General features: G+C 63.6%; 27 protein-coding genes. 11 read left to right on the top strand and 16 right to left on the bottom strand.

What is annotated here, in order from left to right:
• Positions 1–6 precede the first annotated feature (6 nt).
• Positions 7–534, top strand: a complete 528-nt coding sequence (mobB, locus tag AC1RRE_RS14210) for a molybdopterin-guanine dinucleotide biosynthesis protein B (protein WP_492981843.1) — start codon at positions 7–9, stop codon at positions 532–534.
• Positions 518–1,774, top strand: coding sequence for a molybdopterin molybdotransferase MoeA (locus tag AC1RRE_RS14205; protein WP_492981842.1), 1,257 nt, complete (start codon positions 518–520; stop codon positions 1,772–1,774). Before mobB ends, AC1RRE_RS14205 begins: the two co-directional genes overlap by 17 nt.
• 4 nt (positions 1,775–1,778) lie before the next feature.
• Here AC1RRE_RS14205 and hisI read toward each other — a convergent pair whose 3' ends face one another.
• The gene (gene hisI / locus AC1RRE_RS14200; RefSeq protein WP_492981841.1) at positions 1,779–2,240 is read right to left on the bottom strand and encodes a phosphoribosyl-AMP cyclohydrolase; all 462 of its coding nucleotides are present in this window, start codon (positions 2,238–2,240) and stop codon (positions 1,779–1,781) included.
• A 136-nt stretch (positions 2,241–2,376) separates the two neighbouring features.
• On the opposite strand from hisI, the gene AC1RRE_RS14195 reads away from it, so the two are divergent.
• Positions 2,377–2,832, top strand: coding sequence for an iron-sulfur cluster assembly scaffold protein (locus tag AC1RRE_RS14195; RefSeq protein ID WP_492981840.1), 456 nt, complete (start codon positions 2,377–2,379; stop codon positions 2,830–2,832).
• Here the strand turns inward: AC1RRE_RS14195 and AC1RRE_RS14190 are convergent.
• The 8 genes from AC1RRE_RS14190 to AC1RRE_RS14155 all read right to left on the bottom strand — a co-directional run bounded on the left by AC1RRE_RS14190 (position 2,829) and on the right by AC1RRE_RS14155 (position 10,098).
• Positions 2,829–3,254, bottom strand: a complete 426-nt coding sequence (locus AC1RRE_RS14190; protein WP_492981839.1) for a SufE family protein — start codon at positions 3,252–3,254, stop codon at positions 2,829–2,831. The two genes, AC1RRE_RS14195 and AC1RRE_RS14190, sit on opposite strands and share 4 nt — an antisense overlap.
• Positions 3,255–3,263: 9 nt before the next feature.
• Positions 3,264–4,643 (bottom strand): cysteine--tRNA ligase, encoded by a 1,380-nt coding sequence (gene cysS, locus AC1RRE_RS14185; RefSeq protein WP_492981838.1) that lies wholly within the window; start codon positions 4,641–4,643, stop codon positions 3,264–3,266.
• A 95-nt stretch (positions 4,644–4,738) separates the two neighbouring features.
• Positions 4,739–5,770 carry a flagellin gene (locus tag AC1RRE_RS14180; RefSeq protein WP_492981837.1) on the bottom strand — a complete coding sequence of 344 codons (1,032 nt, stop codon included), beginning with the start codon at positions 5,768–5,770 and terminating at the stop codon, positions 4,739–4,741.
• 2 nt (positions 5,771–5,772) lie between these two features.
• Positions 5,773–7,245 carry a flagellar hook-associated protein FlgK gene (flgK, locus tag AC1RRE_RS14175; RefSeq protein WP_492981836.1) on the bottom strand — a complete coding sequence of 491 codons (1,473 nt, stop codon included), beginning with the start codon at positions 7,243–7,245 and terminating at the stop codon, positions 5,773–5,775.
• A gap of 102 nt (positions 7,246–7,347) precedes the next feature.
• Positions 7,348–8,718, bottom strand: a complete 1,371-nt coding sequence (locus AC1RRE_RS14170) for a flagellar hook protein FlgE (RefSeq protein WP_492981835.1) — start codon at positions 8,716–8,718, stop codon at positions 7,348–7,350.
• Positions 8,719–8,912: 194 nt separating this feature from the next.
• Positions 8,913–9,506, bottom strand: a complete 594-nt coding sequence (locus AC1RRE_RS14165; RefSeq protein WP_492981834.1) for a cob(I)yrinic acid a,c-diamide adenosyltransferase — start codon at positions 9,504–9,506, stop codon at positions 8,913–8,915.
• Between the two features lie 13 nt (positions 9,507–9,519).
• The gene (locus AC1RRE_RS14160) at positions 9,520–9,717 is read right to left on the bottom strand and encodes a twin transmembrane helix small protein (protein ID WP_492981833.1); all 198 of its coding nucleotides are present in this window, start codon (positions 9,715–9,717) and stop codon (positions 9,520–9,522) included.
• Positions 9,718–9,798: 81 nt separating this feature from the next.
• Entirely contained in the window at positions 9,799–10,098 is a 300-nt protein-coding gene (locus AC1RRE_RS14155; RefSeq protein WP_492981832.1) for an ArsR/SmtB family transcription factor, read from the bottom strand.
• 59 nt (positions 10,099–10,157) lie between these two features.
• Here AC1RRE_RS14155 and AC1RRE_RS14150 point away from each other — a divergent pair, with 59 nt between their 5' ends.
• Positions 10,158–11,099 (top strand): threonine/serine dehydratase, encoded by a 942-nt coding sequence (locus tag AC1RRE_RS14150; RefSeq protein ID WP_492981831.1) that lies wholly within the window; start codon positions 10,158–10,160, stop codon positions 11,097–11,099.
• Between the two features lie 8 nt (positions 11,100–11,107).
• On the opposite strand, the gene AC1RRE_RS14145 is transcribed toward AC1RRE_RS14150, so the two are convergent.
• Both AC1RRE_RS14145 and ccrA read right to left on the bottom strand, forming a co-directional pair.
• On the bottom strand, positions 11,108–12,808 hold the full coding sequence (locus AC1RRE_RS14145; protein ID WP_492981830.1) for an acyl-CoA dehydrogenase family protein: 1,701 nt from the start codon (positions 12,806–12,808) through the stop codon (positions 11,108–11,110).
• 79 nt (positions 12,809–12,887) lie between these two features.
• Positions 12,888–14,222: a crotonyl-CoA carboxylase/reductase gene (gene ccrA / locus AC1RRE_RS14140; protein ID WP_492981829.1), complete on the bottom strand. Its 1,335-nt coding sequence runs from the start codon at positions 14,220–14,222 to the stop codon at positions 12,888–12,890.
• A 248-nt stretch (positions 14,223–14,470) separates the two neighbouring features.
• Between ccrA and AC1RRE_RS14135 the strand changes: the two genes are divergently transcribed.
• The 6 genes from AC1RRE_RS14135 to AC1RRE_RS14110 all read left to right on the top strand — a co-directional run bounded on the left by AC1RRE_RS14135 (position 14,471) and on the right by AC1RRE_RS14110 (position 20,874).
• Positions 14,471–16,504 (top strand): methylmalonyl-CoA mutase family protein, encoded by a 2,034-nt coding sequence (locus tag AC1RRE_RS14135; RefSeq protein WP_492981828.1) that lies wholly within the window; start codon positions 14,471–14,473, stop codon positions 16,502–16,504.
• Positions 16,505–16,512: 8 nt separating this feature from the next.
• Positions 16,513–17,109 carry a DUF2238 domain-containing protein gene (locus AC1RRE_RS14130; protein WP_492981827.1) on the top strand — a complete coding sequence of 199 codons (597 nt, stop codon included), beginning with the start codon at positions 16,513–16,515 and terminating at the stop codon, positions 17,107–17,109.
• 224 nt (positions 17,110–17,333) lie between these two features.
• On the top strand, positions 17,334–17,651 hold the full coding sequence (locus tag AC1RRE_RS14125; RefSeq protein WP_492981826.1) for a hypothetical protein: 318 nt from the start codon (positions 17,334–17,336) through the stop codon (positions 17,649–17,651).
• A 42-nt stretch (positions 17,652–17,693) separates the two neighbouring features.
• Positions 17,694–18,821, top strand: coding sequence for a hypothetical protein (locus AC1RRE_RS14120; protein WP_492981825.1), 1,128 nt, complete (start codon positions 17,694–17,696; stop codon positions 18,819–18,821).
• Between the two features lie 323 nt (positions 18,822–19,144).
• Entirely contained in the window at positions 19,145–20,488 is a 1,344-nt protein-coding gene (locus tag AC1RRE_RS14115) for a sulfite oxidase (protein WP_492981824.1), read from the top strand.
• Positions 20,489–20,505: 17 nt separating this feature from the next.
• Positions 20,506–20,874, top strand: a complete 369-nt coding sequence (locus tag AC1RRE_RS14110) for a hypothetical protein (RefSeq protein ID WP_492981823.1) — start codon at positions 20,506–20,508, stop codon at positions 20,872–20,874.
• Between the two features lie 6 nt (positions 20,875–20,880).
• Here AC1RRE_RS14110 and AC1RRE_RS14105 read toward each other — a convergent pair whose 3' ends face one another.
• Entirely contained in the window at positions 20,881–21,093 is a 213-nt protein-coding gene (locus tag AC1RRE_RS14105; protein WP_492981822.1) for a hypothetical protein, read from the bottom strand.
• Between the two features lie 180 nt (positions 21,094–21,273).
• Between AC1RRE_RS14105 and AC1RRE_RS14100 the strand changes: the two genes are divergently transcribed.
• Positions 21,274–21,987, top strand: a complete 714-nt coding sequence (locus AC1RRE_RS14100; RefSeq protein ID WP_492981821.1) for a sensor histidine kinase — start codon at positions 21,274–21,276, stop codon at positions 21,985–21,987.
• Between the two features lie 57 nt (positions 21,988–22,044).
• On the opposite strand, the gene AC1RRE_RS14095 is transcribed toward AC1RRE_RS14100, so the two are convergent.
• From AC1RRE_RS14095 to gcvH, 4 genes are all read right to left on the bottom strand, one after another.
• Positions 22,045–22,449 carry a hypothetical protein gene (locus tag AC1RRE_RS14095; protein ID WP_492981820.1) on the bottom strand — a complete coding sequence of 135 codons (405 nt, stop codon included), beginning with the start codon at positions 22,447–22,449 and terminating at the stop codon, positions 22,045–22,047.
• A 200-nt stretch (positions 22,450–22,649) separates the two neighbouring features.
• On the bottom strand, positions 22,650–24,218 hold the full coding sequence (gene gcvPB, locus AC1RRE_RS14090; RefSeq protein ID WP_492981819.1) for an aminomethyl-transferring glycine dehydrogenase subunit GcvPB: 1,569 nt from the start codon (positions 24,216–24,218) through the stop codon (positions 22,650–22,652).
• Positions 24,218–25,558: an aminomethyl-transferring glycine dehydrogenase subunit GcvPA gene (gene gcvPA, locus AC1RRE_RS14085; protein ID WP_492981818.1), complete on the bottom strand. Its 1,341-nt coding sequence runs from the start codon at positions 25,556–25,558 to the stop codon at positions 24,218–24,220. The genes gcvPB and gcvPA overlap by 1 nt, the downstream gene beginning before the upstream one ends.
• Before the next feature lie 15 nt (positions 25,559–25,573).
• Positions 25,574–25,945 (bottom strand): glycine cleavage system protein GcvH, encoded by a 372-nt coding sequence (gene gcvH, locus AC1RRE_RS14080; protein ID WP_492981817.1) that lies wholly within the window; start codon positions 25,943–25,945, stop codon positions 25,574–25,576.
• Between the last annotated feature and the right edge of the window lie 3 nt (positions 25,946–25,948).

Here is a 25,948-nt window from a genome sequence, read left to right as displayed (position 1 = left end):
CCGGGCATGAAAATTCTGGGCATCTCCGGCTGGAGCGGCGCTGGCAAGACCACGCTGCTGGCCGACCTGATTCCGTTGCTGGTGGCGCGTGGCGTGAAGGTCTCGACCATCAAGCATGCACATCATGAATTCGATGTCGATCAGCCGGGCAAGGATTCGTATCGCCACCGGCAGGCTGGTGCCAGCGAAGTGCTGATCAGTTCGGCCAACCGTTTTGCCCTGATGCATGAGCTGCGCGGCGCACCGGAACCGTCGCTGGAAGATTTGGTCGCGAAGCTCACCCCGGTCGATCTGGTGCTGGTGGAGGGTTTCAAGAAATCGGATCACCTGAAGATCGAGGTCTGGCGCAAATCGGTTGGGAAGCCGATGCTGCAGCCTGAAGATCCCAGCATCATCGCCGTGGCCAGCGATGCGCCGATTGCCGATTTGGCCGTGCCGCTGCTGGATGCCAATCGCCCGGCACAAATCGCGGATTTCATCCTTGCCTGGCTGGCGGCTAAAACCACCGAGGCGCGCCGTGGCGCAGCTGAGTGACGACTGCTTCGCCCATGGCGGTGCACTGACCCGCCTGGATGCGGCGCTGGCCGAACTACTGCAGCGCCTGACGCCGGTTACACCTGTTGAAACCCTGCCGCTTGCCGCCTGTCATGGCCGTGTCCTGGCCGCTGACCTGAGCGCAAAAGTCTCGGTGCCACCGGGCGACAATTCCGCCGTCGACGGTTACGCGGTTTATCATGACGACCTCGCCACGGATGGCGAGACGCGCCTGCCGGTGATTGGTCGTGCCGCAGCCGGCCATCCATTTGATGGGCCGCAGCCGCGCGGCAATGCCGTGCGCGTGCTGACCGGCGCAGTGATGCCGTCTGGCCCCGATACCGTGATGATGCAGGAAGACTGCGTCATGGACGGCGATGCGGTGGTGATCAAGCCGGGCATCAAGCGCGGTGCTAATCGCCGGTTGGCCGGTGAGGATGTGAAGACCGGTGAGTCGCTGCTGTCGGCCGGCTGCCGGCTTTCGGCGGCCGATCTGGCGTTGGCTGCGGCTGCCGGCCATGCCGCCTTGCCGGTGCATCGCCCGCTGCGCGTCGCCTTGATGTCGACCGGCGACGAAGTGCATGAAGCCGGCGGCATGTTGCCGCCCGGCGGCATTTACGATGCGAACCGGCCGCTGCTGGCGGCTCTGCTGGCGGGCATTGGCTGCGCGGTCACCGACCTTGGCATCCAGCCTGATCGCCGCGACCATTTGGCGAAAACCTTCGCTGCAGCAGCCACGAGCCATGACGCTGTGATCAGTTCCGGCGGCGTATCGACCGGCGACGAGGATCATGTGAAAGCCGCCATCGAGGCCAATGGCAGCCTGCATTTCTGGCGTCTGGCCATCAAGCCGGGCCGGCCGGTGGCGCTGGGCCAGATTGCCGGCGTGCCGTTCTTCGGCCTGCCGGGCAATCCGGTGGCGGCGATGCTGACATTTGGCTTTTTCGCCCGACCGCTGCTGCAGCGTCTGGGCGGCATGGCGCCGCTGCCGCTGCGCAGCTTCCCGGTGACGGCCGGTTTTTCCTACAAGAAGAAAGCTGACCGTCGCGAATGGGTGCGAGTGTCGTTAAGCGATGACGGTAAGGGGGGCTGGCGGGCGGAGAAATATACCGTCGATGGTGCCGGTGTCATCACGTCGCTGACGCGTACCGACGGCCTGCTGGAACTTCCGGAAGAGCAGCTGCGGATGGAGCCGGGTGAGACGGCGCGGTTTTACCCTTACGCCGCGCTCGGTCTCTGATGCGTCAGAGGATGGTCGGGTTCGGCGCGTCGCCGTAGACGGCCTTCGGATCGAAGATCTTTTCCTTCTCTTCGAAGGTCAATTCGACCTTGTCGCCGGTCTGGCCAGTCGGGACCGAACGGTAGAAGCAGGAGCGGTAGCCGACATGGCAGGACGCATCGCCCGGAATCTGCACGCGCAGCCAGACGGCATCCTGATCGTCGTCGATCCGCATCTCGACCACCTTCTGCACCAGGCCCGAGGTGGCGCCCTTGTGCCACAGCACCTTGCGGCTGCGGCTGTAGTAATGCGCCTCGCCGGTCTCGATGGTCTTCTGCAGGGCCTCGGCGTTCATGTAACCGAGCATCAGCACCTCGCCGCTTTCGGCGGCGGTGGTCACGCAGGCGATCAGGCCGTCGGCGTCGAATTTCGGCGCCAGATCATTGCCTTCTTCAACCTGCTCAATAGAGACGCGCTTGGCGAACACGGGCTTAGCTCCTGCGGGGCGCCGGCCCGGGGGCGGGCGCCGGATTGCTCTTCAAAGAATGGCCGTTATATATCGTTGGGTGGCCGGGGCATCAAGCCGACCGGCCCGGGAGCCTGCCGGGAAGCCAGATAGTGCCATGCTGAACGCCCTGTATAACGAGAAAATCCTTAATTTTGCGGCACATATCGGCCAAACCGCCCGTCTGGACGCCCCCGATGCGACTGTCACCCACCATAGCCCGCTCTGCGGCAGCCGGATTACCGTCGACCTCGGCCTGACCCCGGATGGCCGGGTGGCGGCCTATGGCCAGCAGGTCCGGGCCTGTGCCCTGGGGCAGGCTGCTGCCAGTATCCTAGGGCAGCATATCGTCGGCCAGGATGTCGCGACGCTGCGCCGGTTGGCCGAGGTGATGCGGGTGATGCTGAAGGAAAACGGCCCGCCGCCGGGGGCGGAGTTTGCCGCAGGGACTTTTGCCGACCTGGAAGTGTTGGTGCCGGTGCGCGAGCACAAGGCCCGTCACAATGCCGTGCTGCTGCCGTTTGAAGCGGTGGTGAAGGCCATCGACCAGATCGAGGCGGCCCGGAAGCTTTAAGCCGTTTTCAGCTCAGCCTTCGCCACGGACTGGATCAGTCCGATCATGCCGTTCAGGCCGTTGATCCGGTTCGAGGTGATGTTTTCCCACACGCCGATCTTCTGCAGGAAGTCGGGTGGGTTATCCACGATCTCCTGCGGTGTCCGGCCGGAGTAGACCTTCAGCAGCAGCGCGATCAGCCCGGCCACGATCTCGGACTCGCTGCTGGCCTGGTAATAGACGCGGCCAGCTCGCGCCTCGCCATGCAGCCAGGCGCGGTTGATGCAACCCTTCACGCGCCATGCATCCGTGCGCAGTTCGTCGGGGTAGGGCGGCAGGGCGCGGCCCAGATCAATCAGGAAGCGATAACGGTCCATCCAGTCATCGAAGAGGCTGAAATCCTCGATGATCTGATCCTGAACCTGCTGAACCGACTCACTCATCCCATATCCTCAGGAGGCAACGCGCCAGGTTGTCTGGCCGGCCTTGTCTTCCAGCAGGATTCCCTTGGCGGCCAGCGCATCGCGGATGCGGTCTGATTCTGCCCAGTCCTTGCGGGCGCGGGCGTCCTTGCGGGCGGCGATCATATTTTCAATCTCGGCCACATCCACATCGGCGGCCACGTCACCTTTCAGCCAGGCTGCCGGATCTTGCTGCAGCAGACCCATCAATGCGCCGCAAGCCAGGATTTCGCCTTTCAGCCGGCTGCGTTCGGCCGGATCGGTGGCCTTGTTGGCGGCGTTGGCAAGCTGGTGCAGTTCGGCCAGCGCCTTCGGCGTGTTGATGTCATCGGCCAGCGCCGCCATGAAACTCGCCGGCGCGACAGTGGTCCCCGCCGGGGCATCCTTCAAGCCGTCGATGGCGCGATAGAGGCGATCGAGCTGCGCTCTGGCTTCGCGCAGACCAGCTTCGGTCCAGTCGAGTGGCTGGCGGTAATGGGCTGACAGCAGCGCCAGACGGATCGCTTCACCCGGCGCATGCTTCAGCAGCTCATGCACCAGCAGAACATTGCCGATCGATTTGGACATCTTCTCGGATTCGATATTCACGAACCCGTTATGCAGCCAGTAGCGGGAAAACAGTGCACCGCCATGGGCGCAGGTGCTTTGTGCGATTTCGTTTTCATGGTGCGGGAAGATCAGGTCGTGGCCGCCGCCATGGATGTCGATGGTCTCGCGGCCCAGATTCTGCTCGATCATGGCCGAGCATTCGATATGCCAGCCGGGCCGGCCGCGGCCCCAGGGACTGTCCCAACCGGGCAGGTCGGGCGGCGATGGCTTCCACAGTACGAAGTCGGCGGCATCGCGCTTGTAGGGCGCCACGTCGACGCGGGCGCCGGCGATCATATCGTCACGGTTACGGCCCGACAGCTTGCCATAATCGGCATAGGACGGAACGTTGAACAACACATGGCCCTCAGCAGCATAGGCATGGCCGTTGGCGACCAGGCGCTCGATCATGCTGACGATGGCCGGGATGTGCTGGGTGACTTTCGGTTCGATCACTGGAGGCAGGGCGCCCAGCGCAGCCATGTCGGCGCTGTAGATGCTGTGATAGCGCTCGGTGATGGTGCCGATCGGCACGCCTTCGGCCTTGGCGGCGGCATTGATCTTGTCGTCCACGTCGGTGACGTTGCGGACATAGACGACCTGCGGGTAGGCCGTCTTGAGCAGGCGATACAGGGTGTCGAACACCACGACCGGACGGGCATTGCCGATGTGGGCGAAGTTGTAAACCGTCGGCCCGCAGACATACATGGTCACCCGCTGCGGATCGCGCGGCGCAAAAGCTTCTTTCTGCCGGGTGAGGGTGTTGTAGAGCTGGATATCCATGGCCCGGACTATAGGCGATGGCGTCGGAATCGCAACTGGCGGGCGGGTCCGCCAGCCGCAGTCCGAGATCGGATGAGCCGGTTAAATGCCGGGTTTTAGAGGTATTTCACCAGCGACATCGAAAGGGTGTCGCGGGTGATGATGTAGCTGGCTTCCAGCGACGTCTGCAGGTTCTTGATGTTGACCGAGACTTCGCCGATATCGACATTCTCGATGGCGCCGGCGCGGACCTTGGTGACGTCGAGCGCACGATTGTGGCGCTCCATCACCTCTTTCAGCTGCTGCTGCTTGTAGCCGTTGCGCGAGGCAATCGACTTCAGTTCGGTGATCGCCGTGGTGAGCTGTGCGCGCGCATCGTCAACCTTGGCTTGATAGAGGGCAGGGTTGCCCGCAATGTCCTGGGTCGCGTCACGGAATCGAACGACGGAGTCGATCAGCCGCTGGAAACCATTCTCAGTGGCGGAAACGCCGTAGCTCAGCTGCTCGTTGTCGTCGGAGTACAGCGTCACGCCGGCGAAGTTGAAGAAGTTGTTGATCTGTGCGGCGGGGACGGTGTTGTTGAAGAAGAAGTTGCCGGCGGCATACGGTGCCGGCGGCGCCGTGGTGAGGTCGGTTTCCGGCACAAGGGCGGCCGGAACGGCGCTGCCAGCCGCATAGGCGGTGGGCACGGTTGACAGGGGACCGCGCATCGGATTGTCGGTGTAATTCGTGCCGGAGAACAGGAACCGGTCGTTGTCCTTGGTCTGCAGCAGCGCGCTGATGCGATCCAGGAGGACGTTGGCCTGCACCGCCGGCGCCGAGGTGCTGGCGAAGAAGGTATCGCGATTCTTGATCATCGTATTCTGCGCCTCGGTGGCGATATCGATGATCTCTTCGACGGTCAGTGCGTACAGGTCGACACGATTCTGGGCGGTCTGGACGGCACTCTGGTAGTTGTTGATGGTGCCGAGTTCGGATTTCAGCTGGCCGAGCTCGAGGGCGCGCGGCGACACGCCGATCAGGCCGTCGGCATAACGGCCCGACCCGAGCTGCTGGTTCTGCCTGGTCAGCTGGGCGTTCAGCAGACGAATGCTGCGGGTGATGTCCAGCTGGGTGGCGTATTGGGTATTTCCGATAACAGCAGCCATGATTACCTCCCGATGTTGACGAGAACGTCAAACATCTGCGTGACGGTGTTCATCACATTCGCCAGCGCCGCATAATTGTTCTGCAAAACCTGCAGCTGTGCAAGCTCGTCATCGATATTGACGCCCGTCTGATTGCGAAGCTTCTGATCGAGGGCATGCTCGATGCGTTCGGCCGTATCGCGATTCGTCTCGTTCACGGCGGCGGAACGGGCATGATAGGCCATGATGCCGTTGGCGATGCCGAAGATGTTGACGTTCGCCAGGGCCAGGCCGTTGTTGTCGACGGTAACGGCCTGCGGATAGCCCGCCGTTGCCGCCGCCGCAGTGGTGCGCTGGATCTGGTTGGCGGTCAGCATCTGGTTGCGCATCGCCTGCTGGATGGTGCCGGCATTGGTCGGGACCAGGGTGGAAGGCGTGGCCTGCAAGGCGACATCGACCTGGATGAAGCCGGCTTCCTGGCCCGGTGTCGCCGGGGCGATGAAGGTGAAGAACTGGGTGGCGTTCGTCGGGTCGTAAGCTTCATTGACCACGGCGGCCAAGTTCGACGCAAACGAGTCGAGCTGGTTGAAGAATTTCTGCAGTGTGCCCCGGTTCGGCTCCGTGCTGGCCATCGCCGGCGTGGTGGTGTCGAGATAGTCAAGCGACGCCTTGACCGCCCCGTCCCTGAAACCGGCGGTCACATCGGACGTGGTGCCGCGCAGATAGATACCGGGCGTGTTGGGGGCGATCGGATTGGAGACATAATCGAACTGCTGTGCCGCCGTACCGACCAGCTGCACGCCGCCTTCGGTATAGACGAAGACTTCGCCGCGATCGTTCAGAACGGTGCGAACGCCGACCTTGTCAGCCAGAGTGGCGATTGCAGCATCGCGCAGATCTTCCAGATCGCCGATCGGGGCGCCCGAAGCCTTCTGGGCTGCGATCTTGTTGTTGAGCTTGGCGATCTCGATCGTCGAGGTGTTGATCGCCTGGACATCCTCGCGCAGGCTCTCCTGGGCGCGGTTCTGCAATTCCGACTGCAGACCGTTGAGGCGGCGGATTTCCGTGGTCAGTTCCACGCCGCGCAGCACGACCTGGCCCCTGAGGTCATTGTTTTCCGGGGTGGCTTCCAGTTGCTTCCAGGCATCCTCGAAGCGGGTCAGCATGGCCAGCAGGGTCGGCTGTTCGCCCGTGGTGTTGGTCGCGTCCAGGATTTCGGCCAGCTCCTTGGTATACTGGAGCTGCTTGTTCTGACGGCCGAGGTCGGCGGTCGACGACAGCAAATCCTGCATGATTTCGGGAGCGGCGACGCGGGTGATACCGGCGATCAGGGCGGCCTGGGGCAGACCTTCCGCGATCGGCGTCGTCAGGGTGGTGATTTTGCGGCTGTAATTCGGATTCTGCGCGTTCGAAACGTTGCCCGACAGGACACGCGTCTGGTTCTGCAGGGTCTGCAGACCGAAAACGGCAGTGTTGAGGGCAGCGCTCAGGGACATAACGGAAAATCCTCTTTCGGCTTGTGACGGCGGACCGGGAAGGTCTGCTCTGAAGGCCGGTGACCGCCGGGCGGAAGGCCCGTCCGGCGGTCAGGTTACTGATTAGCGGCGGATGTTGATGGTTTCCTGCAGCAGTTCGTCAGACGCGGTGATCAGCCGGGCATTGGCCGAATAGGTGCGCTGGGCGACGATCAGCTTGGAGAACTCTTCCGCGATATCCACATTCGAGCCTTCGATGGCGGCGGAGACGTAGTCGCCTGCACCGCTGGCACCCGACTGCGACAGAACGGCCGCACCGGAACTCGGGGTCTCGACGAAGGCGTTGCCGCCCACGCGGTCCAGTTCGGTTGGATCACGGAATTTCGCAACCGGGATCTGATAGAACCGTTTGACGTTACCGTTATCGAAGGTGACCGAGACGAAGCCATCTGCGTCAATCGCAAGGTTTTTGAAGTTACCCTGTGGCACACCGTTCTGACTGAAGTTGTTCAGTGTGAGGCTGTCGCCGGCATATTGCGTCGTGCCGATCGAGTTTCCGTACGAACCCAGGTCGAGGCGGATGGGCTGGGCGCCCGCGCCGTAATTCAGGCTGAAGGAGAAGGACGCATCTTCATTGGCGGTGAAGCCCGCAGAGCCCGTGATCGGGCCGGTACCAGCAGCCACGCCAGCATTGTTGCTCAGGGCGGAAATCGTGCCCGGATCGGCCAGCGGATTACCGGCCGTGGTGCCGATGGTGGCACCGAAGGTGACGGTGGCCGGACCGAAGTTGGCCGTCGCGGCGCCCGGCGCGTTGACTTCCAGCGTCCAGGTGTTGGTGCCGATACGGATCCATTCCAGGTTCAGCGTACGGGCATTACCCAGGGCATCGAAGACCTGGATCGAGCTGACCGGCAGGGTGGCCGGCAGGGTGCCTGTAGTGTTCAGGGCGTTCGAGGGCAGGTTGGCGGCATAGTCCACAACCGCCGTCGCCACGGGGGCGTCGAGCAGGTTGGACACGCGCACTTCCTCGGTCGCGGAGGTATCGACCGTGCCGAAAACCGGATCAATCGGCCAGCCGCGGAGATAGTAGCCCGAAGAGTTCACCAGGAAGCCGTCTTCATTCTGGTTGAAGTCGCCGACGCGGGTGTAATAGCTGGTGGTTTCGAAGGTCGGCAGACCAGTGGTCGTGTCTTCGCCGTTCTTCTTCGAGACCGGCATGAAGCCGCCACCGACCAGTGCGATCGAGGTGGTGGATGACACCTGCTGGATGGCGCCCTGTGCGTTATTCGCGAAGAAGGGCTGGTTCAGCACGCCGCCGGGCGAATGCGTATTCGCCTGGGCGCTGGACTGGGTGACCAGCGTCTGGAAGCGCGATTCCACCTTCTTGTAACCGATGGTGCTCGCGTTCGCGACGTTGTCCGAGATGAAACTGATGGCGGTCGACTGGCCGTTCAGGCCCGAGATCGCCGTCTGCAAAGCGCCACTAATCGTCATAACACTGCCTCCTGGCTTAGAAACCGATTTGCCAGAGTAAAAGCAAGGCACGTGCCAGTTTGTGGCGGGCTATCTATCTATATGAATTATATTGGTTTTATAGATTCCGGCGGCCCTGGAACGGGGCGGCAGCTTGTGCCGGGTGGAGGGTCTGGTTGACCTGTCCCGGCAGGAATTGCCGGGTCGGAACGGGCTCAGCCCCGATTCAGGCCGGGTACCCAGAGCACATCCTTGGTGCCGTCTTCATTGGCATGGCGGGCGGCCACGAACAGGTGGTCGGACAGGCGGTTGATATAGCTGAGCGCTGCCGGGTTGACCCGTTCGGCATCCTGCAGGGCGGTCACCAGTCGTTCGGCCCGGCGCACGATGGTGCGAGCCATATGCAGATGGGCTGCCGCCGGGCTGCCGCCGGGCAGTATAAAAGATGTGAGCGGGTTGATCCGGGCATTCATGGCATCGATCTCGGCTTCCAGTCGGTCGACCTGCACCTGATCTACGCGCAGGGCCGGCCGGCGACGCGGATCGTTTTCCTCGTCTTCCGGCGTGGCCAGGTCGGCGCCCAGATCGAACAGGTCGTTCTGGATGCGGGACAGCATGGCGTCGAGATCAGTTCCGCCATCCTCTGAGGGGCGGGTATGCAGCCGGGCAGTGCCGATGACGGCATTGGCCTCGTCCACGGCGCCATAGGCTTCCACCCGCAGGTCGTGTTTGGGCACGCGCTCGCCGTTGCCCAGCGAGGTCATGCCCTTGTCGCCACCCCGGGTGTAAATGCGGTCGAGTTTCACCATGACGGGACGGGCCTCAGTTGCGGAAGGCGAAACTGGCAATGCCGATCAGGATGATGGCAATGAATTGCAGCAGGATGCGCCAGCGCATCAACAGGTTGGAATAGGACCGGTTGAAGCGTCCGCCACGGAACAGGGCGAAGATGCCGACGCAGAGCACCAGGAAGGTTGCGACCGCGAAAGCCGGGATCAGCATATGGACGAAGTTCTGCATGGGCAGAGGATATAGTGTCCCGCCGGGCAGGGCCAAGCACCAGCCGGGGAGAAGCCGGCCGCGCGGCAATCCGCCGCAAGACTAAAGGTCGCGTAAACTCTGCTTGAGCGTCGCTATGGCCGCTTCGTTCCGGCGGTAGAACGTCCACTGCTTGATTCGCCGGCTTTGCAGCAGGCCCGCCTGGCTGAGGATGCGCAGATGCTCGCTGGCCGTTGGCTGGCTGACATCCAGCTTTTCCGCGATCAGCAGGCCGCAGACGCCGTCTCTGACCAGATCGCCGTCGGTCTGCGGCGGGAAATGAGCGGGCGGGTCACGCAGCCAGTCCAGAATGGCGAGGCGCTTGTCGTTGGCCAGGGCGCGAAAGATTGTCAGCGAAGGCATATTGCCAATTAGCCATTTAACTAATTATAAGTCAAGACCGCTTCATTCCCAGGTGCATTATGACCAGTCCCGCCATCGACCGCGCCGCCATCGCTGAAACCGCCCGTCAGGTCGCACCCTATATAAGGCGTACGCCAGTGATCGCGGTGGCCGGTGCTGATTTCGGCCTCGCCCTGCCGCAGCTGCGGCTCAAGCTTGAACTGCTGCAGCATTCCGGATCCTTCAAGGCGCGCGGGGCTTTCGCCAATCTGCTGCGCCGGTCTGTGCCGGCGGCCGGCGTTGTGGCGGCCTCGGGCGGCAATCACGGCGCGGCTGTCGCTTATGCGGCCATGGTCCTGCAGAAGCCGGCCAAGATTTTTGTGCCCAGCATCGCCGCGCCGATGAAGATCGCGCGGATCAAAAGCTATGGTGCCGATCTGGTCGTGGGCGGCGACCGCTATGCCGATGCGTTGGCGGCCTCGGAGGCCTGGCTGGCCCAGAGTGGCGCATTGGCGGTGCATGCCTACGATCAGCCCGAGACTCTGCTGGGACAGGGCGGCGTCGGTCTGGAGCTGGAAGATCAGGAACCTGAAACCGAAACGCTGCTGGTGGCTGTTGGCGGCGGCGGGCTGATCGGCGGCATCGCAGCCTGGTATGGCGGACGTGTAAAGATTGTCGCAGTTGAGCCCGAAGCGGCGCCGACGCTGAACATGGCGCTCAAGGCTGGCAGGCCGGTGGACGCGCCGGCGGGTGGCATTGCGGCCGACTCACTGGCGCCGAAACAGATCGGCGGTCTGATGTTCCCGATCGCGCAGCAACATGTTGCGGAATCCGTGCTGGTGTCGGATGGCGCCATCCGTGCGGCGCAGGTGGCGTTGTGGGACAAGCTGCGGCTGGTGGCGGAACCGGGCGGCGCGGCGGCTTTCGCGGCGCTGCTGAGCGGCGCCTACAAGCCGCAGAAGAATGAGCGCGTTGCGGTGCTGGTCTGCGGCGCCAATCCGACAACGACGGATTTTATCTAGCCCGGATACTAGCCGTTGCGCTGTTCCAGCAGACGGCGGGCGATCACTTGCGCCTGGATTTCGGCGGCACCCTCAAAGATGTTGAGGATGCGCGCGTCGCAGAGCACGCGGCTGATCGGATATTCCTCGGCATAGCCGTTGCCGCCATGCACCTGCAGGGCGTTGTCGGCATTGGCCCAGGCAATGCGCGCAGCCAGCAGCTTGGCCATGCCGGCTTCCAGGTCGCATCGGCGGCCCTGATCCTTTTCGCGCGCAGCGAAATAGCAAAGCTGGCGCGCCAGCATGGTTTCCACCGCCATCCAGGCGATCTTGCCATGCACGCGCGGGAAGCTGTAGATCGGCTTGCCGAACTGCACCCGCTCGTTGGCGTATTTCAGGCCCAGCTCCATGGCGCATTGCGCCACGCCCAGCGCGCGCGCGCCGGTCTGGATGCGGGCTGACTCAAATGTTTCCATCAGCTGCTTGAAGCCCTGGCCCTCGCGCTGGCCCAGCAGGTTCTCGGCCTTCACCTCGAAACCGTCGAAGCCGATTTCGTATTCCTTCATGCCGCGATAGCCCAGCACTTCGATCTCGCCGCCGGTCATGCCTTCGGCGGGGAAGGGATTGGCATCGTCGCCGCGCGGCTTTTCAGCCAGGAACATCGAGAGGCCCTTGTAGCTCTTTTCGTTCGGGTCGGTGCGAGCCAGCAGGGTCATCAGGTCGGTGCGCGCCGCATGCGTGATCCAGGTCTTGTTGCCCGTCACCTTGTAGACATCGCGGTCCTTCACGGCGCGGGTGCGCAGGGAGCCGAGATCGGAGCCGGTGTTGGGTTCGGTGAAGACCGCAGTTGGCAGCGTCTCGCCTGAAGCGAGTTTGGGCAGCCACTTCTTTTTCTGCTCTTCCGTGCCGCCACGCAGGATCAGTTCGGCGGCGATCTCGGCGCGGGTGCCGAGGCTGCCGACACCGATATAGCAGCGGCTGAGTTCTTCAGAGACGACGCACATGGCCGTCTTGCCCAGGCCGTGGCCGCCGTATTCTTCCGGGATGGTCAGGCCGAAGACACCGAGCGCGGCCATCTCGTCGACGACGTCCATCGGAATGAATTCGTCCTTGCGGTGCCACTCATGGGCGAAGGGAATCACCTTGTCCTCGCCGAAGCGGCGGAACTGCTCGCGCACCATGGCCATGGTCTCGTCGAGTCCCAGTTCACCGAAGTCGCCGGTATCGAGGCCATCCTTGATCAGTTCAGCGATACGGCTGCGCACCGTGGTGGTATTGCCGGCCGCGATCAGCGCCAACACATCCTTGGTCAGAAAGGCCTGCTGGGCCTCTGCCGTAACGCCCAGATCTGCCAGGCGGCAGATTTCCACCTGGCTCATGCTGATGCCGCCGCGCATCTGCGCGAGGTATTCGCCAAAACCGGCCTGCAGGATCAGCTGCTCCAGTTCGCGCAGCTTGTCATCCGCCTTCAGGCGCTCGGCCCAGTGCAGCGTTTCCTTCAGTGTGGCGGCATAGGTGGCGAGCCAGGCCAGGCCATGGGTGGCGAACTGCTCGTCTTCCAGCCGCGCCGCATCGATATTGCCATCAGCGCCGCGCACCAGCTGCGCCACCGCGGCGGTGGCATGCGCGACCAGCTGCTCGGCCGCCTTCAACGCCGCCGTGCAGGTCGGCAGCAGATCGGCGATCAGCAGAGTTTCATTGGCCGGGGCGGCTTTCGGGGCAGCAGACATGATGCGCTCGCAATATGAAATCGGAATTGGGACGGCTGGCGGGATCGCTCCCGCCAGCCGGTGTCAGCATCGAGAAGGATTATGAATTCCCTGCTTCGATGGCATCCTCGAGGGTACGCAGGCCCGGAATCTTGGCGCTGACCAGCACCGCCATGTTGCCGGGCTTGTGCTGGTTCTTCCACATCTTGGTATGCGCGCGCGGGATATCGGCCCAGCTGAAGACTTCCGACATGCAGGGATCGAGGCGGCGTTCGATCACCAGCTGGTTGGCCTGGCTGGCCTGCAGGAGGTTAGCGAAGTGGCTGCCCTGGATGCGCTTCTGCCGCATCCACACGAAGCGGGCATCGAAGGTGATGTTGAAGCCGGTGGTGCCGGCGCAGAACACCACCATGCCGCCGCGCTTCACCACAAAGCATGAGACCGGGAAGGTCTGCTCGCCGGGATGTTCGAAGACGAAATCGACATCGTTGCCCTTGCCGGTGATATCCCAGATCGCCTTGCCGAAGGCACGGCACTTCTTCATGTACTCGCCGTACTTTTCGGTATCCATGACGGGCGGCAACTGTCCCCAGCAGTCGAAGTCATTGCGGTTGATCACACCCTTCGCGCCCAGGCTCATGACGAAATCACGCTTCGATTCATCCGAGATGATGCCAATGGCGTTGGCGCCGGAAATGGCGATCAGCTGGATCGCCATCGAACCCAGGCCGCCGGCGGCGCCCCAGACCAGCACGTTCTGGCCCGGCCGCAGGATATGCGGGCGATGACCAAACAGCATGCGATAGGCGGTGGCCAGCGTCAGCGTGTAGCAGGCGCTTTCCTCCCAGGTCAGATGCTTGGGCCGCGGCATCAACTGGCGCGACTGTACGCGGGCGAACTGCGCGAAGCTGCCATCCGGGGTCTCGTAACCCCAGATGCGCTGGGTCGGCGAGTTCATGGGATCGCCGCCGTTGCACTCCTCGTCGTCACCGTCATCCTGGTTGCAATGGACGATGACCTCGTCACCGACCTTCCAGCGCTTCACGCGACGGCCGACGGCATAGACGATGCCTGAGGCATCCGAGCCGGCGATATGGAAGGGCGCCTTGTGCACGTCGAAGGGCGAGATCGGCACGCCGAGGCCAGCCCAGACGCCGTTGTAGTTGACGCCGGCCGCCATCACGAGGATCAGCACTTCGTCGGCATCGATCTCGGGCGTCGGCAGCACTTCCAGCTGCATCGACTCTTCCGGCGGGCCATGGCGCTCGCGCCGGATCGCCCAGCCGTACATCTGCTTCGGCACATGGCCGACCGGCGGAATCTCGCCGACCTCGTAAAGGTCCTTCAGGACGCCCTTGGCCGCCTGGGCCTGGGCTGGAGCCGGGGCACCGTTGCTGGTCGCCAGCGCGACCACAGATCCACCCGCATTGGACATGGCGAAACTCCCTCGTTGTTTCCCTGTTACGCTTACAGCGTGATTTCTGGTCTTGTTGGGCCGCGGAGGCCGGGATTAGCCTTGCCGCGACGCCGCGAGACGGTGGCTGCAAGACGATTTGCTATCTTTTTGCAGTGGCGAAAAAATGGCAAGATCGTTTTGCAATGCAGCAGACGTTATGATATTTCCTTGTGTCGGCGCAACGAGAAATTAAATAACCTTACGTCAACTTGACACGGAATAAAATTATGTCCGCGACTCGTCCGAATAAAGATGGCCTTCGCACTCGCGAAAAGGGGCCTGAGAATAACCGGGAAAAGCCCTGGTTGTTCCGTACCTATTCGGGGCACAGCTCGGCCCAGGCCTCGAATGAGCTGTACCGGACGAACCTGGGCCGTGGCCAGACCGGGCTATCGGTGGCTTTCGACCTGCCGACCCAGACCGGCTACGACAGCGACCATGTGCTGGCGCGCGGCGAAGTCGGCAAGGTCGGCGTGCCGGTCAGCCATCTGGGCGACATGCGGATGCTGTTCGACCAGATTCCGCTCGGCCAGATGAACACCTCGATGACCATCAACGCGCCGGCGGCCTGGCTGCTGGCGCTGTATATCGCGGTCGCCGAGGAGCAGGGCGCCAGCCGCGCCGACCTGAACGGCACCGTGCAGAACGACATCATCAAGGAATATCTGTCGCGCGGGACCTATATCTTCCCGCCGGCGGCCTCGATGCGGCTGATCACCGACGTGATCGCCTTCACCTATCGTGAGCTGCCCAAGTGGAATCCCACCAATGTCTGCAGCTATCACCTGCAGGAAGCCGGCGCGACGCCGGTGCAGGAGCTGGCCTATGCGCTGGCGACGGCCATTGCCGTGCTGGATGCCGTGCGCGACAGCGGCCAGGTGCCGGAAGCGGATTTCGCGCAGGCCTTCGGCCGCATCAGCTTCTTCGTCAATGCCGGCATCCGGTTTGTCACCGAAATATGCAAGATGCGCGCCTTCGTTGATCTCTGGGAGGAGATCGGCCGCGAGCGTTATGGCGTCACCGATCCCAAGGCGCTGCTGTTCCGCTATGGCGTGCAGGTCAATTCGCTGGGGCTGACCGAGCCGCAGCCGGAAAACAACGTCTACCGCATCCTGCTGGAAATGCTGGCCGTGGTCCTGTCCAAGAAGGCCCGCGCCCGCGCCGTGCAGCTGCCGGCCTGGAACGAGGCGCTGGGCCTGCCGCGTCCCTGGGACCAGCAATGGTCGCTGCGCCTGCAGCAGATCGTCGCCTATGAAACCGACCTGCTGGAATACGGCGATCTCTTCGACGGCAATCCGGCGATCGATGCCAAGGTGAACGAACTGAAAGATGCCGCCCGTGCCGAGCTGAAGCGCATTGCCGAGATGGGCGGTGCCGTTCAGGCGGTGGAAAGCGGCTACCTGAAGCAGATGCTGGTGGAAAGCAACACCGGCCGCGTACGCGGCATCGAGACCGGCGATATCACGGTCGTCGGCGTCAACAAGTTCACCGAAAGTGCGCCGTCGCCGCTGGTGGCGTCCGAGGGCGGCGCCATCATGGCGTCTGATCCGGCGGCTGAATCCGATCAGATCGCGCGCCTGAAGGAATGGCGCAAGAGCCGCGACCAGAAGGCTGTCGATGCTGCGCTGGCCGCGCTGGAGGCCGCCGCGCGCGACAACAGCAACATCATGGAGCCGAGCATCACGGCGGCGAAGGCCGGCGTCACCACCGGCGAATGGGCGGCGACCTTGCGCAAGGTCTTTGGCGAATATCGCGCGCCGACCGGCGTCTCGGCCTCCAGCAACATCATGAAGGATGACGGCATGGATGAACTCCGCGCGGAAGTGGCGGCCGTGGCCAAGCGGCTCGGCCGTCCGGTCAAGCTGCTGGTTGGTAAACCAGGTCTCGATGGCCATTCGAATGGCGCCGAGCAGATCGCCGTGAAGGCGCGCGATTGCGGCATGGAAGTGGTCTACGAGGGCATCCGCCTGACGCCGGACCAGATCGTGGCGGCGGCGCTGGAAGAGGGCGTGCATCTGGTCGGCCTCTCCATCCTCTCGGGCAGCCATGTCGAACTCGCCACCGAGGTGATGCAGCGCATGCGCGCCGAGGGCATCGGCGAGGTGCCTGTCGTGGTTGGCGGCATCATTCCGCCGGAAGACGCGGCGCGGCTGACAGCCGCCGGGATCGCCGGTGTGTTCACGCCGAAGGATTACGACCTCACCGCCATCATGCGGGCGATCGTGGCGCTGGTTGACCGCACCTGGTCGAAGGCCGCATAACCATCCGTATGTTCTGGATTCTGACAGCGCTCTGGGCTGCCGGCCTGGTGCTGAGCGGCATCGCGCCCTATGACCGCATCACCTGGGTGATGGAGGTGCTGCCGGCCGTCATCGCCTGGCCGATCCTGTTTTTCAGCCGTGAGAAATTCCGCTTCACCGATCTGGCGATGGCGCTGATCACGCTGCATGGCCTGATTCTGATGCTGGGTGGCGCATACACCTATGCGCGGGTGCCCTTCGGTTTCTGGCTGCAGGACTGGCTCAGCCTTGAGCGCAATCCCTACGATCGCATCGGCCATTTCGCGCAAGGATTCGTCCCGGCGATCATCGCGCGCGAACTGCTGATCCGCATTTTCCGCATCGCGCAGCCGAGGCTGACCATGTTTCTGGCGATCAGCATCTGTCTGGCGATCAGCGCGTTGTACGAACTGATCGAGTGGACGGCGGCGCTGGCCCTGGGGCAGGGGGCCGATGAATTCCTCGGCACCCAGGGCGATCAATGGGATACGCAGTCCGACATGGCGATGGCGCTGGTCGGCGCGGCGGCGGCCATGCTGCTCAGCAGGTGGCATGACAGGCAGATTGCTGCGCGACTCCGTACCTAAGTCGACCAATTCGAGCCAGCGGACAGGCCAATTCGAGCCAATTCCAGCCAATTTGAGCCAATTCCAGCCAATGCGAGCCAGCTTTGGCCAATGCGGGCCAGAGGTCCTGCCGACAGGCGCCAACCTTCTATTGAGATGGTGAAGACGGCCCCGGCCGTCAAGCTGGCATCCTTTTCCCGGCCCTGCTATCGAAGCCCTGACGTTTGTTGCCATTGGAGTCCGCCGTGAGTCTGTCCCGCCTGATTCGTCCCCGCACCGTTGCCGGGCGCATCATCACCAGCCTGGTTGCCGGCTTCGGCCTGCCGCTGCTGCTGTATGGCGTGCTGCTGCTGCGCACCCATGGCTACGAGCCGATGGGCCTGTGCCGTCCGGTGCCGGCGGCGCAGGGGCATCTCCCCATCGACATGAGCCGCGGCAGCGGCATTCCCACCACCTGCGGCATCGACTGGACCTTTGCGGCCACCGATATCCTGCTGCCCGCACTCGGGATCAGCCTGCTGGCCTGGCTGCTGATGGCACTGCTGGCCCGCGCCGAGCGTTGATCTGCGGCGGACGCTTTTGTCCGCCTGATCACGCGAGGATGGATGGTCGCCCGCCAAGCTGCCAGGAAACAGCCTGCGAAGACACGCAATCGCGAAAAGCACGACAACAATGGACGCGAGCCGAGCCATGTGGCGCTGCCCTGGCATGGTGCGGCCGATCTGCCGGCCGTGCATGTCGACAGCTACAATCTGGAAATCCGTGACGCGCAAGGCTTCATCGGCGACCGGGCCAGTGGGCGCGCCTTTCGCGACCTGATCGACCGCCTGCGCAAGGAAAACCGCGACCTGACCGAGCATGAGCTGCGCGACACGCGGGCGCGCGACATGTCGAAAAGCGAATTCGATGTGATCCTGACCGGCGACGATCTGGGCGCAGCAGCCATCGTGCAGGGTGCCATCGAGGAATTTGCGCAGAATATTTCCGCCGTCGTGCAGCGCTTCATGAAACAGAAATCCTGGCGCGACGTGGAGCGCATCGTGGTGGGCGGCGGCCTGCGCCGGTCGCGCGTGGGCGAGATCGCCATCCTGCGCGCCGCCATCCTGCTGCGTGAAGCCGAGATGGATGTCGATCTGTTGCCGCTGAGCCATCATCCGGACGAGGCCGGGTTGCTGGGCGGGCTGCAACTGCTGGCGCCGGAAACGCTGGCCGAGCATGACGGCTTCATCGCCGTTGATATCGGGGGCACCAACCTGCGCTGCGGTATCGTCACCGTGAAAAAGACTGACCGGTTCGGTGACAGCGCCAGCGTCGAGCAACTGCTGCACTGGCGGCATCGCGAGCACCGGATTGGTCGCGAAGAGGCGCTGGATCATCTGGGTGGCATGCTGCGCGAGCTGACCCGCAAGGCGGACAAGAGAAAATGGAATCTGGCGCCGGTGATCGCCGTCGGCTGTCCCGGCCTGATCGCGAAGGATGGCTGGATCAAACGCGGCGCGCAGAACCTACCCGGCAACTGGGAAGCGGAAGACTTCAACCTGACCGAAGCGCTGCGCGAGCGTCTGCCGCGCATCGGTGGCCGCAGCATTGCAGTGGCCCTGCATAACGATGCCGTGGTGCAGGGCCTGAGCGAGGTGTCGCGCATGCGCGATGTGAAGCACTGGGGCGTGCTGACCATCGGCACCGGGCTGGGTAATGCGAGCTATACCACGCTGAAAACCGAGAAGGCCTGACGGGTCGCCCGCGAACCGGCCGCGGGCTCGACAAAAACTGTCTCGCGTTGCATTACCTTTCCGCTCTGCGCCATTTGCGATTGCACCGTTTTGGTATGAACGCTGTCATGCCGATTCTCCGGATGTGTAGTGGTGTGTGCAGGTGACCCAGCATCGCTGCGGCGCACAAATGCTGATTCGCCTCACCTCATCGGATTAGCCCCTGACGGGGATAGGCAGCCTGTATTCGCGGTGTTATTTGCGGACATCCTATGTGGTTTTTGTTTATCCTGTCGCCAACCGGATCGCCGGACTCGCAACAGAGCAGTTAAGGAGAAAGCGTCATGGCAAAGGGCCGGAAAGAACGCGGATTATTTGAACTCTATCGGGATGATCCGGAGCGTGCCGACGCCTTGGTCTTTGATCGTCGCAGTGGCGCGAGCCGTCGCGGCTTCCTGAAGGGAACGGGTCTTGCCGCCATGGGTGGCATGATCGGTGGCGCGATCCCGTTTGCCCAGAACATGCCGACCGGCCTGATCCCGGCGGCGATGGCGCAAGCCGCGCCGGCCGCTGCCGCAGGCCCGAAGATTCTCAAGATGGACGGCAAGGCCGATCTGGTGATCCTGGGCGACAAGCCGCTGGTGGCGGAAACGCCCGAGCATCTGCTGGATGACGACATCACGCCGAACGACAAGATTTTCATCCGCAACAACGGCGAGCCGCCGGCTGCGGTCGCGGGCGACGTGAACGGCTGGGACCTGACCATCGATGGCGAGGTCAACACGCCGCTGAAGCTGACGCTGGGTGAGATGAAGAAGAAGTTCAAGCCGGTCACCTATGCGCTGCAGATGGAATGCGGCGGTAACGGCCGCTCGGCCTTCGAGCCCAAGGCCAGCGGCAACCAGTGGGGCAATGGCGCCATCTGCAATGCGCGCTGGACCGGCTTCCGCCTCAAGGATGTGCTGCAGGCCGCCGGGCTGAAGTCGAACGCCGTCTATACCGGCCATTTCGGCAGTGACGTCCATCTCTCGGGCGATGCCAGCAAGCCGGCGATCAGCCGCGGCATGCCGATCGCCAAGGCGATGGAAGAGCACACCATCATCGCCTATGCGGTGAATGGCGGCGCGATCCCGCAGGTCAATGGTGCGCCGCTGCGCCTGATCGTGCCGGGCTGGCCCGGTTCGCTGTCGCAGAAATGGCTCAACCGCATCTGGATCCGCGACAAGGAACATGATGGCCAGGGCATGACCGGCACCGCCTATCGTGTGCCGGCCAAGCCGATGATCCCGGGTGACAAGCCTGACCTTGCCAACATGCGCATCCTGGAATCGATGCCGGTGCGCTCGATCATCACCAACATCGCCAACGGTACCAAGCTGCCGGCCGGCACCAGGCTGGTGAACCTGCGCGGGCATGCCTGGGCAGGGGAGCAGAGCGTGACGGATGTGCAGGTCTCGGCCGATTACGGCCAGACCTGGCGCAAGGCGAAGGTGGGCAAGGCGGCGAACAAATACGCCTGGCAGACCTGGACCGCCGAGATCACGCTGCCGACCGATGGCTATTACGAGCTGTGGGTGCGCGCCACCGACAGCACGGGCCGTGGCCAGAGCCATGCGGCGGCCAACTGGAATCCGCAGGGATATGGCGGCAACACCATGCATCGCGTTGCGGTGCTGGTCGCGGCCTGACACGACGGATTGCAGATATGATGATGTGGAAGGCCGCCGCTGTGGCGGCAATGCTGGGACTATCTCTTACGGCAGTCCCAGCCCAGGTGATGGCGCAGGCGCAGCAGGCCAAGCAGGTTGAGCGTGAGCCCGAAGAGCCCACCGTGTTTCCCGACGGCGAATATCGTGATGAGGCGTTTTACCTCTGCACGGCCTGTCATGGCTCCGATCTGGTGAAGGCCCAGGGCCACAGCCGCTCGCGCTGGAATGATGTGATCAAGATCATGGTCGAGCGCCACAACATGGGGCAGCCCGAAGGCGAGGACCTGGAAAAGCTGCTGGATTATCTGGCGGCGGCTTTCCCGCCGAAAGGCCGCCCGTACAGCAATCCGTTCCTGAAGCAATAAGGCTGGCTATTCGCCCTCGATAACGCCGAAGTTCTTCGACTTGGTGCTGCGGCTGGCGAGGTCGAAGCCTTCGGCCGCAAGGCCGCGCCGCAGCAGTTCGCGGATCGCGGCCGCGCGGCTGGGCATATGAGTCCTGAAGCGCCAGTCGTCCAGGGCGCCCAGTTCATCTTGGGTCAGCATGATTTGCAGCCGTTCGCCGCGGGCTTGTTGGTCGCTCATGGCCTTTCACCGCCGGGAATAAGAAAGATCGAAGCAATACAGGAGGGTAACCGTCACTCATTCGGCAAATTATGAGTAAAAAACGACGATGCCCCATAACGAGTTCCTTGCTCATAGTAAGTCTTTAAAAACATTATGTTATTTCGAGATGAGGCGTATCCTTGAGGAAAGGATACAGCCATGACACGCCTCCCGCCCTTCACGCAATCGACCCCGATCTTCACGCCCTCGGGCATCCCCAACATCGATCCGCCGCCGTCTCCGGCCAGCGCCGCCGCAGTCCTCTCCGAGCTGCTGCGCAAGGAAGCGGACCATCGCATCGGCAATAGCCTGCAACTTCTCAGCGGCCTGCTGAACATGCAGTTGCAGTATGTGATGGATGCCCAGGCCCGCGATGCCCTGGCCCGGACCAGCAAGCGCCTGCGCCTGATCGCGCAGTTGCATCATCGCCTCTCGATCGGCGATGGCAGCGGCGTGGTATCGCTGGAAGAGTATCTGATGGGACTGCGCGACGAGATCTATGCCGCGGTGGTCGATCACCATCGCCATGACCTGCTGTTCAACATCGATCCCATCCATGTGCCGGTCAGGATCGCCAGCGCCGCCGGCATGATCATCAACGAGTTCATCTTCAATTCGATCAAGCATGCTTTCCCGGCGCAGGATTCCGGCACCATCGAGGTCGCCTGCGGTCAGGGCCCCGATGGCGCGCTGCATCTCCGTATCAGCGACGATGGCGTCGGCCTGCCGCCGCATGTGAAGCCCGAAACCGCGCCCGGCCTTGGCATGAAGCTGATCCAGGGCCTGGTCGCCCAACTGGAGGGCCGCTTCAACGTGCGGCGCCAGCCGCGCGGCGCCTGTTACGAAATCATGTTCCCGCTCGCAGCGGCTTAAGCCTCGACACGAGAAAACGCCCGGCCAGTGATGGCCGGGCGTAATGGCTGATGCCGTTCAGGCCGGCATCAGCGTGGCGTGATCCCAGGTGAGATAGATGCTGATGCCGGTGCCGCCGCTGGGAACATTGAAGGCGAGGCCCAGGCCCGGATCGAGATAGACCGGCCAGGTCAGTTGCGTGATGCCGGTAAAGCTCCCGGCGACCAGAATGAAGCGCGTGGTGGTCGGCCCGCCTGGCGGTGGCGGGGGCGGCGGCACAAAGGGGCCGACGCCGAAATCGGCGAACAGCGACGGTGGAGTGCCGGGCGGCGGACCGCCGGAGCCGCCGGTTATGATGGCGGTGCGCAGGATAACGCCGCGCGTGTTCTGGCCGGACTGGATGATGACGACGCCAGTGCCCGATGTGGGTGAGGCGTTGAAGGCGTTCTGGCCCAACAACTGGACCGGTGCTTCCATGAACATGGTGCATCTCCCCTGATGATGATGTGCCTGCGAGCCGGACCGGCTCGCGCGCACGCTATCAACCGAGGCAATGCGAGTCTCGAATGAATACCCCCTTAGGTGCGCAACGCGCGCTGCATGAACCGTGAATAGAAAACCGCCCGGTCTGATAAGACCGGGCGGTTGTTTTGCGCGTCGTTTCTGACGTCAGGCTTACAGCGTTACTCAGCCGCCGCCTTGTCGATCGGTGCGCCGTTACTGCCCGGCTTCCAGCGCAGCACGGGCGCGCGGGCGGCGCGGGTCTCATCCAGGCGACGGCGCGGCGTGAGCTGCGGCGCAGCCTGGAACATCGCGACATTCTCGCCGCCAGCCTTGGCCTTTTCAGCCAGACCGCGCAGCGTGCCCACGAAGGCATCGACGCTGTCCTTGCTCTCGGACTCGGTCGGCTCGATCAGCATGGCGCCATGCACCACGAGCGGGAAGTAGACCGTCATCGGGTGATAGCCCTCGTCGATCATCGCCTTGGCGAAATCGAGCGTGGTGACGCCGGTATCCTTGAGGAAGCGATCGTCGAACAGCGCCTCATGCATGCAGGGGCCATCAAAGGCCGGCGACATGATGTCTTTCAGGCTGGCCATTACGTAGTTGGCCGACAGCACGCTGTCTTCCGCCACCCGCTTCAGGCCGTCAGCGCCATGGCTCATCATGTAGGCGAGCGCGCGGATGAACATGCCCATCTGGCCATGGAAGGCCTTCATGCGGCCGAAGCTCCTGGCGTCGCCGCTTTCGACCAGGCTGTAGCCCGCCTTGCCGTGGACCACATAGGGCAGCGGCACGAAATCCTTCAGCGCATCCGACAGCACGACAGGACCCGAGCCGGGGCCGCCGCCGCCATGCGGCGTGGAGAAGGTCTTGTGGAGGTTGATATGCATGGCGTCGATGCCGAGATCACCCGGCCGCACCTTGCCGACGATGGCGTTGAAGTTGGCGCCGTCGCAATAGAAGAAGGCGCCGGCCTTGTGCACCATGTCGGCGACCTTTTTGATGTCGCGTTCGAACAGGCCGCAGGTGTTGGGGTTGGTCAGCATGATCGCCGCCACATCCGGGCCGAGCTTGGCCTGCAGGGCGTCCAGATCGACGCGACCGTCGGCGGTGGCCGGGATCGGATCGACGGTATAGCCGCAAAGTGCCGCGGTGGCCGGGTTGGTACCATGCGCGGATTCAGGCGCAAGGATGCGCTTGCGCACGTCGCCACGGGCCTTCAGCGCCGCGCGGATTGCCATCAGGCCGCAGAGCTCGCCATGGGCGCCGGCAGCGGGCGACATGGCGACGGCGGGCATGCCGGTCAGGGTCTTGAGCCAGCCGGCGAGCCGGTCGATCACTTCCAGCGCGCCCTGCACGGTCGAGACCGGCTGCAGCGGATGCGCGTCGCCCAGACCCGGCAGGCGCGCCATCTTCTCGTTCAGACGCGGATTGTGCTTCATCGTGCAGGAGCCGAGCGGATAGAGGCCGGCATCGATGGAGTAGTTCTTCTGGCTCAGCCGCACGAAATGGCGGATCACCTGCGGCTCGGAGAGGCCCGGCAGGCCGATCTTGCCCGTACGCTTCAGGCCGCCGAGGCGGTCCTTCACGTTCGGCGGGGGCGGCAGATCGACGCCGGTGCGGCCGTCCTCGCCCATCTCGAAGATCAGGGCTTCTTCCTGCTGCAGGCCGCGATTGCCCGTGATGGTGCCGGTGGCCGCGCTGTTGGCGGCCGCATGCGGCGTGGTCTGACGTCCCTGGCGGTTCATCACAGCACCTCCTTCAGGGCGGCGACAAGCTTGTCCATGTCGCCTTCGGTATTGGTTTCGGTCGCGGTCAGCAGCAGCACGTTGGCCAGCGCCTTGTCGCCGGGGAACAGACGCGACGCCGGCACGCCGCCGAGGATGTTTTTCCCGACCAGCGTTTCGACCACGTCAGCGGCGGGCTTGGGCAGCTTCACGGCGAATTCGTTGTAGAAGGCCGAGGGGATCACCGCGATGCCTTTCACAGCGGCCAGCTTGTCAGCCAACTGCACGGCCTTGCCGTGGTTGATGGCGGCGAGCTGGGTGAAGCCGGCCTCGCCCAGCAGGCTCATATGGATGGTGAAGGCCAGCGCGCAGAGGCCGGAGTTGGTGCAGATGTTGGACGTCGCCTTCTCGCGACGAATATGCTGCTCGCGCGCCGACAGCGTCAGCACGAAGCCGCGCCGGCCATCCTGGTCGACGGTTTCGCCGCACAGGCGGCCCGGCATCTGGCGCACATACTTTTCACGCGTGGCGAACAGGCCCACATACGGCCCGCCGAAGCTGAGCGGCACGCCGATGCTCTGGCCTTCCGCCACCACGATATCGGCGCCCATGGCACCCGGCGGGGTGACGAGGCCGAGCGAGGTGATCTCGGTGACAGCGACGACCAGCAATGCGCCCTTGGCCTGGCAGGCCTTGGCGAGATCGCTGAGATCGCGCAGCTGGCCGAAGACATTGGGGTTCTGCACGACGACGCAGGCGGTCTGGTCGTCGATCAGTTTGCTCAGGTCTTCGGTGCCGGCGAGATCGACCGGCGCCGCCACATGCGGCTGGTCGGTCTGGTCCATCAGGGTCGCGACGGTGTCGCGGTAATGCGGATGCAGGCCGCCGGACAGCACGGCCTTCGACTTCTTGGTGATGCGCTGGGCCATCAGCACGGCTTCGGCCGCCGAGGTCGCGCCGTCATACATCGACGCGTTGGCGACTTCCATGCCGGTGATCATGCTCACCTGGGTCTGGAACTCGAACAGATACTGCAGCGTGCCCTGGCTGATCTCGGGCTGATACGGCGTGTAGGAGGTGAGGAACTCCGAGCGCTGGATCAGGTGGTCGACGGCGGCCGGGATGTGGTGGCGATAGGCGCCGGCGCCGAGGAAGAACGGCACGTCCATCGGCGAGACGTTCTTCTTGGCCATGGCGGCGAAGGCGCGCTCCACTTCCAGCTCGCCCTGATGCGGCGGCAGGTCCAGCGTGGGGTTCAGCGCGCCGGCAGGCACATCCTTGAACAGGGCGTCGATGCCGGATGCACCGATGGTGCCCAGCATCTCGCCGCGATCGGCTTCGGTCAGACCGAGATAGCGCATGTGCGCTCCTTAACGTTAGAGGGTCTTGAGATAGGCGTCGTAGGCGGCCTGATCCATCAGGGCATCCAGCTCGGCCTTGTTGGCGAGCTTGAGCTTGACGAACCAGCCATCGGTCTGGGCGGCCCGATTGACCAGCGCGGGATCGTCGACGATGGCCTGGTTGGCATCGACCACTTCGCCGCCGGCCGGCGCGTAGACTTCCGACGCGGCCTTCACGGATTCAACGACGGCGACTTCGGCGCCGGCATCCACCGTCTTGCCCTTGGCCGGCAGGTCGACGAAGACGACATCGCCAAGCTGGCTCTGGGCGTAATCGGAAATGCCGACGGTGGCGACATCGCCATCGAGACGGATCCACTCGTGGTCCTTGGTGTAGCGGGTGGTCATGGA

This window comes from Ferrovibrio sp. GW821-FHT12D07 (assembly GCF_058807275.1).
The sequence above is the reverse complement of the archived record's forward strand: the minus strand, read 5'-3'. Positions and strand labels throughout refer to the sequence as shown.